Origin of the sequence: Pseudomonas morbosilactucae (genome assembly GCF_023241665.1) — a bacterium.
GTDB lineage: Bacteria > Pseudomonadota > Gammaproteobacteria > Pseudomonadales > Pseudomonadaceae > Aquipseudomonas > Aquipseudomonas morbosilactucae.
This window is the reverse complement of the sequence record NZ_JALQCX010000076.1, coordinates 1-9,230: the sequence shown is the minus strand read 5'-3', so window position 1 is coordinate 9,230 and position 9,230 is coordinate 1. Positions and strand designations below refer to the sequence as shown.

Below are 9,230 nucleotides of genomic sequence, written 5' to 3'. Positions count from 1 at the left end.
GGCAAGCGGCAAGCGGCAAGCCACAAGCCACAAGCCACAAGCTCACCTGGCGTTTCCCTTGCCGCTGCCTCCCCTTGGAGCTCCCCAACATGACCGTTAAACAGATCCGTGCCTTTCTGGCTGTAGCCCACAGTCTGAGCTTTGCTGTGGCCTGCGAGCGGCTGCATCTGTCGCAGTCGGCCTTGAGCCTGACCATCAAGGCCCTGGAAGAAGGCTTGGGTGGGCGTTTGTTTACCCGCAACACCCGCAACGTGGCCCTGACTCCGGAGGGCGAGGCCCTGGTGCCGTTGGCCCGGCGCTTGATTGCCGACTGGGACAATGCCGAGGACGAGTTGCGCCAGCGGTTCACCCTGCAGCGGGGGCGGGTGACCCTGGCTGCGATGCCGTCCTTTGCCGGTAACCTGCTGCCGCCGATCCTCAAGGTATTCCGTGCCCGTTACCCTCAGGTGAATGTCACGGTCAACGATGTGATCAACGAGCAGGTGCTGGAGATGGTCCGCGACCGCGAGGTGGAACTGGGGGTGGCCTTCGAGCCGCAGGACAGCGCGTCCCTGGCGTTCACTCCGTTGTACATCGACCGTTTCGTCGCCGTGGTGCCCAGCGATTCGCCCCTGGCCCAGCGCCGTGACATCGATTGGCAGACCCTGTTGCAACAGCCCTTTATCACCCTGCAACGACCGTCCACGGTGCGGGTCATGCTGGAAGAACACTTGCGCGCCCGGGGCATGCCGCTGCCGGTGGAGTTTGAAAGCCATCAATTGGCGACCGTGGGCCGCATGGTCGCCAGCGGCCTTGGGGTGAGTGCGGTGCCGGCCCTGTGTGCGGGGCAGATGCGCGAGCTGGGCGCCCATTGCCTGACCCTGGGGGAGCCAGTAGTCGAACGGGCGATTGGCGTGCTGACCAAGCCCGGGTACGAGCTGTCGACGGCGGCCCAGGCGCTGTTCGACATCCTCCGCGAGCAGGCCTTGCCGATCGGCCATTGAGTTCAGGCGCCCAGGCGTTCGGCCAGCAGCGGTAACAGCTGCTCGCAGGAAACGGCGATCTTCAGGTCAAGCAGGTCGTCGGCGCGGGTCTTGCCCACATTGATCGCCAGCAGCGGCTTGCCCTGGTCGACCGCTGCCCGGCACAGGCGAAACGCCGAATAGGCCATCAGCGACGACCCCACCACCAGCAAGCCTGCGGCCTGTTGCACCGCTGCCTGAGCCTGGGCGGCCGTGGCGGTGGCCACGTTCTCGCCAAAAAACACCACGTCTGGCTTTAACCGATCGCCGTCGCAGAGGGGGCAGCGGGGCACTTGGAAGCGCGCTTCGAAGGCCGGCTCCAGCAGGGTGTCGCCGTCCGGCGCCTGCTGCGCATCGACACCGGCCAAGTAAGGGTTGGCGGCCTCCAGTTGCTGTTGGATGGCCGCCCGCTGGCTGCGTTCGCCGCAGTCCAGGCACAGCACCCGGTGCAGGCTGCCGTGGAGTTCGATGACGCCCTGGCTGCCGGCCTGGTCATGCAGGGTGTCGACGTTCTGGGTGATCAGGGCGCTGATCTGCCGCCGCGCCTGCAACTGCGCCAGGGCCTGGTGCGCGGCGTTGGGCCGGGCCTGGCAGATGCGCGGCCAGCCGAGCATGGCCCGGGCCCAGTAGCGGCGCCGCGCCGTGGCCTGGCCGAGGAACTCCTGATACATCATCGGCTGCTTGCCCCGGCGTACGCCGTCCGGGTCGCGGTAGTCGGATCCGCAGGCGGTGCTGATGCGGCGCCGGTCAGGACCACGAACGGCCCCTCGGCCATGCGCGGGATCAAGCGGTCGAGGGCCCTCTGGGCTTGGCTGTCGATCATGATGGGGGCTGATGTCCTGGGTCGCGACGGGCCATCAGGATTAAACCCAAAGGCCCATGGGCGCCAGTGTTTTTGCGCAAGGGCGTGTGTCAGCGGCGTTTGCCGAACACCGATTTGGGCGTCTTGCCGAAGAACCGGGCAAAGGCCGAGGTGAAGTTGTGCGGATGGCGATAACCCACCTGGTACGCCGCCTGGGCCACCTGGCAACCACCCTCCAGCAGGGCGTGGGCGCGGTGCATGCGCAGTTCCAGGAGCATGCGTTGCGGGGTGCTGTTGAAGCGGTAATGCAAGCCCTGCTTGAGCTTGAACTCGTTGAGCCCGACCGCTGCACAGAGGTACGCCACGGTCAGCGGCTGGTCCAGTTGGCGGCCCATGATGTCGCGCACCCGCTCCAGCTTTTCCAGGTCGTCGGCGCTGAAGCGCGGGTGGCTGGGCGGCTCTGGCGGGCTCAGGTGCTTGAGTTGTTCGGCCAGCAGGCTGAGGCCGTGGATGTGCCGTTGCAGCCGGTCGGCCGGGCCAGCGTTCAGGGCCTTGGCCAGGCTGAGGCTGGCGGCTGAGGTGGGTTCGAACGCCAGTTGGCGCAGGTGACCGTTGCCCAGCAACTGGCGGGCGCGGGCTGCCCCCAGGTAGCTGCTTAGCAGCTCTTCACCCACCAGCAGGCGCAGTTGTGAAACACGGCTGCCGGCCGGGTAACGGCGTTCGCCCTGGCTGATCTGGAAGCTGGTGACCGTGGTGTGCCCAGCGCGAAAGGCCACCGCCGCGCCGTCGGCGCCCAGGTAACCCGAATCGCCCTCCAGGCCGAAGGTCAGCACCAGCATGGGCCGGTTGTGGGGGCTGGCGGTGTCTTCCAGCAGCGCCCGGCTCGGGCGATAGCACGAGCGCAGCAGCATCAGGTCGGGGGCCAGGGCCAGCCCTTCGGAGTAGCACTCGCCACATTCGTCGGGTAACTGCTGGCGCTGCCAGCCATCGGCGACGGTGCTGAGGCAGCGCGGTTGATCGGCGGTCACTCGGTAGGACTGAGATGCTTTGTTGGCGAGCGCCACGGTGTTTCCCTCCCTGGCTCCGGTTGGCAGAGGAATGGCTCCGGAATGCAGAGCAACATACATGATAATGGTTCGCATTAGTCAATAGCCTGTTGCCCATTCGCTGCTCACCCTCAAAGGACGCGGCAGCTTGATCACTCAAGGGGGAACAGGATGAACAAACAGGTAGGCAAGGTCGGGCGCTATTCGCTGCTGGTGGGGTGCTGGTTGGGCGCCAGCCCGGCCCTGGCGGCACCCACCGAGCTGGCGCCGGTCAGAGTCACCGCCAACAAGGTCGAACAGGCCCAGGAACAGGTGCCCGCCAGCCTGACGGTGATCAACGCCGAAGACCTGGCCAAGGGCGCCATCAACGACCTTGAGCAACTGGCCCGCAGCACCCCGGGGTTCACCTTCCAGCCCTTTGGCCAGTCCGGTACCAACCTGCCGGTGGTGCGCGGCCTGAGCGCTGGGGCCACGGCTTTTTCTTCGTCAATGCTGATGCTGGTGGACGGGGTGCCGACCTTGATGGGCCAGGGTTTCGACCACAACCTGCTGGGGGTGGAGCGCATTGAAATCCTCCGCGGCCCGCAATCCACCCTCTATGGACGCAATGCCGAAGCCGGGGTGCTGAGCGTCCACACCCGCCAGCCGGACGCCGAACCTTACGCACGGCTGGCGGCGGGTAACGGCAGCCGGGGACGGCGCGACCTCAGTGCCGACACCAGCACCGAGCTGTTGGCCGATAGCCTGTCGCTTGGGGTGGCCGGCCAGTGGCTGCAGCAGGACGGTTTTATCGACAACCGCTACCGTGGCGGCCAGGCCGATGACCGCGAGCGCCACAGCGCGCGCACCGTGCTGCGCTGGGCCCCCGGGCCCGGCGCTGAGTTCAGCGGCACTGAAGTCAACCTGCGTTACAGCCGCCAGGACTACCGTGACGGCGGCTCGCTCTGGGGGCCGCTGGATGCCCGGCGCCGGGACGTGGCCTCTGGCACCTCCAGCTGGAACCATTCCAGCGGTCGCAGCCTGTCTCTGGACCTGGTGCATGAGTTCGAGTCTGGCCTCAAGCTGCGTTCGATCACCGCGCGCAATGACTTCTACGATCGGGTACGCCAGGACACCGACTTCCAGCCTGTCGACCGCTTCCATGTGCAGCGCGACTACCACATGAACACCCTGTCCCAGGAGCTGCGCCTGGAAGGGCAGTGGGGCACCAGCCAATGGCTGCTTGGGGCCTATGCCGACCGCGATGACCACGACCTGTCCTTTACCCAGAAACTGCCGCTGCGCCTGAACCGCACCGACGTGCAACTGGGGGGCAACACCACGGCCCTGTTCGGCCAGTGGATCCAGCCCCTGGCGGAGAACTGGTCCCTGACCCTGGGGGCGCGGGTGGAGCGCGACCAGGTGCACATCGAACCCGACAGCGGCAGCCGACAAAGCGCGCAGTGGCAGCGCTTCACCCCCAAGGCCGCCCTGCAATACCAGTGGCAGCCCGACGCCTACCTCTATGCCAGCTACGCCGAAGGCTTCCGCGCCGGCGGCTTCAATGCCTTCTCCAGCGCCGCCAACTACCCCGGCTATGACCCGGAAAAAGTCAACACCTATGAGGTCGGGGCCAAGGGCTGGCTGGCCGACCAGCGTCTGCGCTATTCGGCGGCCCTGTACTGGATGGACATCAGCGACATGCAGGTGCAGCAGATCGTCCAGCCCGGCGTGGTGTACATCACCAATGCCGCCGCAGCCCGCTCCAGCGGCCTGGAGCTGGAGGCCCAATACCTGTTCGCCGAGCACTGGCGCCTGCTGGGCGCCCTGGGTTTGAACCGCACCCGCTTCGACAGTTTTCGCGAAGGCAACAGCGACTACCAGGGCAACCACAACCCCTACGCCCCGGACGTCACCGGCCACCTCGGCCTGCGTTACGACGCCGACGCCGGCTGGTACGCCCAGGGCGCGGTCAGCGCCGTGGGCAAGACCTACCTCGATTCGGCCAACCAGTACCGCCGGGGCGGCTACGGCTTGATCGACCTCAACGCCGGCTACGACTTCGGCCACTACGGCCTCTCGGCCTATGTGAAAAACGCCGCCGACAAGCGCTACGACGCCGTCGGCTACCTCAATGGCACCGCCCGGGTCTACAGCCCACCGCGGGAAATCGGCCTGCAAGTGAGTTACGAACTATGAACGACCTGAACCTCGACGCGGCCCATCCGCTGCAACCCTATTGGGACCTGGCCCTGGCGGCGGTGCGTGGCGAAGCCCTGCGCATGGCCCTGGAATGGCAGTTGTTCAGCCGTTTGCAGCAACCGGCCAGCGCCGCTGATGTCGCTCGCCAGTTGCAGTTGGATGCGGAACACACCGGTCTCTGGCTGGAGACCCTGTGGAGCATGGAGCTGCTAAAGCGCGACGCGCAAACCCCGGCGCTGTACCGCAACACGCCACTGGCCGAGCGTTACCTGCGGGCCGAGGCGGCGGATTACTGCGGCGATGCTTGGGTTTTTCGCCTCCAGGGCCTGGGCCAGTTCGCCGGGCAGTTGGCGCAGCGGGTGCGTGAGGGGCGGCAGGCCCCGGCACCGGGCAACAGCGCCGCAACCATCGAGCACTGGACCGCCGCCGCTCGGGTGCAGATAGCTCAGGAACAACGGGCGGTCACCGTCGACCTGGCGCGACGGCTGATGAGCCGGATCCCCGAATTCGCCAGTGCCCGGCGCCTGTTGGATGTGGGGGGCGGCCCGGGTCTGGTGGCCATCGCCCTGGCCGGGGACAACCGGTTGTTGCACGGCGAGGTCTTCGATTTTGCCCCGACCGTGGCGGTGGCCGCCGAGAACATCCGCGCCGCCGGCCTGGAGCAGCGCCTGGGCGTGCGTGCGGGCGACCTGGCCACCGACCCCCTCGGCGAAGGCTACGACCTGATCTGGTGTTCTTCGGTGTTGCATTTCATGCCGGACCTGGACGCCACCTTGCGCAAGGTCCACGGCGCCCTGCACCCCGGCGGGGTGCTGGTCAGCGCCCATGCGGAAATCCCGCTCCAGGCCTGCGCAGCCCAGCGGGTGATGCCCTATTACCTGGCGATGCAGATGCAGGGGCGCCGGGTGACCCGAGCGGGCGAACTGCGCGAAGCCTTGGCGCGCAATGGCTTCGGCACCTTCGATGAGTACCCCGACCTAAGCTTTGCCGTGGCCCCGGTGACGGTGCTGGTGGCTCGGCGGGAGGCGCCATGAACCGTCGGCTGGAGCCGGGGGGCTGGGGCCGGCAACTGCTGTTTGGCTGGCTGCATGTTGCCCTGGCCTTGCCCAGCATTTACCTGCTGCTGGGGCTGCCCCTGGTGATGCGGGAACAGGGCTGGAGCGGCACCGAGATTGGCCTGTTCCAACTGGCCGGGTTGCCGGCGCTGGGCAAGGTGCTGCTGGCCTTGCCGGTGCAGCGTTATCGCGCTGCCAGTGGCCATTACCGGGCCTGGGCCATGGGCTTGTGCCTGCTGTTGGCGCTGTTGCTGGTGCTGATCAGCCAGCAGGGAATGGCAGCCCCACGCCTGTGGTTGTTCGGCCTAGCCCTGACGGCCAGCTTGCTCGCCACCTGGGCGGACATCCCGGTGAACGCCCTGGCCATCAAGCTGCTGCCGGGTGCGCAGCAGGTGCGGGCCGGCAGCATTCGCTCGGCGGCGCTGTTCCTCGGGGCCATTGTCGGCGGCGGGGTGATGTTGCTGGTCCACAGCCGCTGGGGCTGGGAGGCGCCGTTTGGCTTGATGGCGGCGGTGTTGTTGGGCGCCTTGGTGCTGCTGTGGCGGCTGGATGAAGGCCATGAGGCGGGCGCCGAAGTGCCTCGGGCATTGCCTTTGCTGGCGACCTGGAGCGGGTTCTTTCGCCAGCCCGGTGCCCGGCTCTGGAGCGGGGTGCTGCTGGGTGGCTTCCCCTTTGTCGGTGCGGCCTGGCTGTACCTCAAGCCCTTGTTGCTGGACCGTGGCATGGCCATGGAGCAGGTGGCTTGGGTGGCCGGGGTCGGAGGTGGTTTGGTCGGGGCCTTGGCCAGCCTGTGGGCGGCGCGCTTGATACGGCGTTGGGGCCTGGGTTTGGCGCTGCCGGTGTTTCTCGGTGGGGCCTTGCTGGCCCTGGTCGGCCTGGGCATCGCGGTCTACGGGCAGGTGTCACTGCCTTGGCTGGTGCTGGCGGCCTTGTGCCTGGCCACGGCCATGGGCGCGGTGTCGACGCTGGTGTTCGGGGTGATGATGGCGTTGGCCCGGGACCAGCGCCAGGCGCCGACTACGGCCTGCAAGCCAGCCTGTTTGTCCTTGGCCGGCTGCTGGTGCCGATCGCGGCAGGGTGGTTGCTGGATCGCGGCGGTTACCTGGGCATGCTCGCCGGGTTGTCTCTGGGGATGCTGCTGGTGTGGCTGGCGGTGCTGGCGGCCCGGGGCTCCCTGGCGCCAGCGAGCAGCGCCGAGGGGCGACCCCAGGAGTGAGCCATGGGCCCGGGCCAGGGCGTGGCGCCAGGCCCGGGCCGGATGCCGTCAGAGGCGGAACACATTCACCTGTTTCTCCAGGTTCTGCGCCAGCTGTTGCAGGGCGCGGGCGGTCTCGGTGGTTTCCTCCACGGCCTGGCTGTTCTGCTGGGACATCTGGGCGATGCGCTCGACGTTGCGCGCCACGTCCTGGCTGGCGGCGGTCTGTTCGCGCAGGGCCAGGGAAATCTGGTCCACCACCCGCACCACATTGCCCGAGGACTGGCGAATCTGCACGATGGCTTCCCCGGCCTGCTGTGCCAGTTCGACGCCGGTTTTCACCTGCTCCACGCCCACGTCCATGTTGCTGACAGCGTCCCGGGTGCCGACCTGGATCTTCTTGATCATCTCGGTGATTTCCTGGGTCGAGTTGGCGGTGCGTTGCGCCAGCAGTCGCACTTCATCGGCGACCACGGCAAAACCACGGCCTTGTTCCCCGGCGCGGGCGGCTTCGATGGCGGCGTTGAGGGCCAGCAGGTTGGTTTGCTCGGCAATGCCCTTGATCACGCTGACGATGCTGGAGATCTGTTCCGAATGCTGGTCCAGCTCGGCGATCTGTGTGGCCGAGGCCTGCACGGTATCGGCGATCAGGCGCATGCTGGCCAGGGTGTCCTGGATCACGCTGCCGCCTTCCTCGGACTGACGGCCCGAGTCGCTGGACATGCTGTGGGCTTCGCCGGCGTTGTCGGCCACGTGGTTGATGCTGACGGTCAGCTCTTCCACGGTGGCGGCCATGGACGAGGCGGAGTGGGATTGCTCGTGGGCCGACGCCGAGAGTTGGGTCGAGGCGCTGGAGATGCTTTGCGAGGCTCCGACCAACTGATCGGCCCCTTGCTTGATCTCGGTGATCATCGACCGCAGGCGCTCCTGCATTGCGGCAAAGGCGCCGAGCAGGTTGCTCACTTCATCCTGGCCAGTGCTGACGATCTGGCTGTCCAGGCGCCCGCCGGCAATCGCTTTGGCTACGTCCACGGCCTGGCGGATGCGCCCCACCAGGTTGCTCGACAGCGACCAGGCCACCAGCATGGCCAGCACCGCCGCGGTCAAGCCGCCGCCGATCAGGATCCACAGCGCCGAACGCTTGGCCTCGTCCATGGCATTGGAACGGGCTTCGAGCAGGCGTTTTTCGTCGTCCCGCAGCTCACCGATCAACTGGCGCATGCCGTCCATCTTGGCCTTGTCGCGGCCCTCGGCGATCCGCTCGGCCAGGGCACTCAGGGGCTGGCTGCCCGCGTTCACGGCGCGGCGCAGGTCGAGGTTGGTCTTCACGTCTTCCTGCATCCACTGCTCATTCAGGCGCTTGACCTGCTCCAGGCGTGCCTGCTGCGTAGGGTTGTTCTGGGTGCTGGCCTTGATCCGCGTGTAGTAGTCGTTGAAGGCCTTTTCGCCGTCCTGCAGGGGCTGGAGAAAACTCTCGCGACCGGTCAGGGCAAAGCCGCGCATGCCGGTTTCAACGTTGATCAGGCCGCGCAGCATGGCACCGGATTCGTTCAATACCTCGTAGCTGTGGATGTTGCTTTTGACGCTGCTGCTGACCTGATCGAAACCGCGCAGGGCGGCCAGCACCAGCAGCAGGATGATCAGCAGGACGACACCGAAACCGGCGTACAGCTTTTGCGAAATGCTCAGATTGGAAAACATAGGCGGGGCAGCTCCTAAACCGTTGACTGAATGCTTCACAGGCGCTTGCCGTTACTGGGGCGAAGTGATGGCTCAATGATGTTCAAATGACATCGACGGTCGGACTAAAGCTGTACAAAAAAAGTTTCATGTACAGGAAATTTTTTTGTAAGGGGGTACGGGAAAGGGGAGCTACTGCAGGCGGTCTTACGGAGGTGATCGCTACAGGTGGAGGAGGCGCTGGATGCTGCAACCGGCGTGTAGGAGCTG

Annotated in this window: 6 protein-coding genes and 4 pseudogenes; 5 read left to right on the top strand and 5 right to left on the bottom strand. The window is 66.6% G+C overall.

Annotated features, from left to right (window positions below):
• Nucleotides 1-89 precede the first annotated feature (89 nt).
• On the top strand, nt 90-983 hold the full coding sequence (locus M1B35_RS30165) for a LysR family transcriptional regulator (RefSeq protein ID WP_268263866.1): 894 nt from the start codon (nt 90-92) through the stop codon (nt 981-983).
• 2 nt (nt 984-985) lie between these two features.
• Here M1B35_RS30165 and M1B35_RS30160 read toward each other — a convergent pair.
• Together M1B35_RS30160 and M1B35_RS30155 are read right to left on the bottom strand one after the other, a co-directional pair.
• Nucleotides 986-1,824: pseudogene (locus M1B35_RS30160) on the bottom strand (NAD-dependent protein deacetylase).
• Between the two features lie 89 nt (nt 1,825-1,913).
• Nucleotides 1,914-2,867, bottom strand: a complete 954-nt coding sequence (locus tag M1B35_RS30155; protein WP_268263865.1) for a helix-turn-helix transcriptional regulator — start codon at nt 2,865-2,867, stop codon at nt 1,914-1,916.
• A gap of 153 nt (nt 2,868-3,020) precedes the next feature.
• On the opposite strand from M1B35_RS30155, the gene M1B35_RS30150 reads away from it, so the two are divergent.
• The 3 genes and pseudogenes from M1B35_RS30150 to M1B35_RS30140 all read left to right on the top strand — a co-directional run.
• Nucleotides 3,021-5,027, top strand: coding sequence for a TonB-dependent receptor (locus tag M1B35_RS30150; RefSeq protein WP_268263864.1), 2,007 nt, complete (start codon nt 3,021-3,023; stop codon nt 5,025-5,027).
• Nucleotides 5,024-6,064, top strand: coding sequence for a class I SAM-dependent methyltransferase (locus tag M1B35_RS30145; protein WP_123331460.1), 1,041 nt, complete (start codon nt 5,024-5,026; stop codon nt 6,062-6,064). The genes M1B35_RS30150 and M1B35_RS30145 overlap by 4 nt, the downstream gene beginning before the upstream one ends.
• Nucleotides 6,061-7,035: pseudogene (locus tag M1B35_RS30140) on the top strand (MFS transporter); the annotation flags it as partial. The gene M1B35_RS30145 and the pseudogene M1B35_RS30140, both read left to right, overlap by 4 nt.
• On the opposite strand, the gene M1B35_RS30135 reads toward M1B35_RS30140, so the two are convergent.
• A complete protein-coding gene (locus M1B35_RS30135; RefSeq protein ID WP_268263868.1) occupies nt 6,975-7,115 on the bottom strand; it encodes a hypothetical protein in 141 nt (46 codons plus the stop codon). The pseudogene M1B35_RS30140 and the gene M1B35_RS30135 overlap by 61 nt on opposite strands.
• A gap of 30 nt (nt 7,116-7,145) precedes the next feature.
• On the opposite strand from M1B35_RS30135, the gene M1B35_RS30130 reads away from it, so the two are divergent.
• Complete coding sequence (locus M1B35_RS30130; protein WP_268263867.1) at nt 7,146-7,301, top strand: hypothetical protein; 156 nt, start codon at nt 7,146-7,148, stop codon at nt 7,299-7,301.
• 48 nt (nt 7,302-7,349) lie between these two features.
• On the opposite strand, the pseudogene M1B35_RS32470 reads toward M1B35_RS30130, so the two are convergent.
• Together M1B35_RS32470 and M1B35_RS32465 are read right to left on the bottom strand one after the other, a co-directional pair.
• Nucleotides 7,350-7,943: pseudogene (locus tag M1B35_RS32470) on the bottom strand (methyl-accepting chemotaxis protein); the annotation flags it as partial.
• Nucleotides 7,944-8,207: 264 nt separating this feature from the next.
• Nucleotides 8,208-8,981 (bottom strand): annotated as a pseudogene (locus tag M1B35_RS32465) (CHASE3 domain-containing protein); the annotation flags it as partial.
• Between the last annotated feature and the right edge of the window lie 249 nt (nt 8,982-9,230).

Coding starts and splice junctions, on each gene's coding strand:
- M1B35_RS30150 (WP_268263864.1), top strand. CDS start 3,021: ATGAACAAACAGGTAGGCAAGGTCGGGCGCTATTCGCTGCTGGTGGGG.
- M1B35_RS30145 (WP_123331460.1), top strand. CDS start 5,024: ATGAACGACCTGAACCTCGACGCGGCCCATCCGCTGCAACCCTATTGG.
- M1B35_RS30165 (WP_268263866.1), top strand. CDS start 90: ATGACCGTTAAACAGATCCGTGCCTTTCTGGCTGTAGCCCACAGTCTG.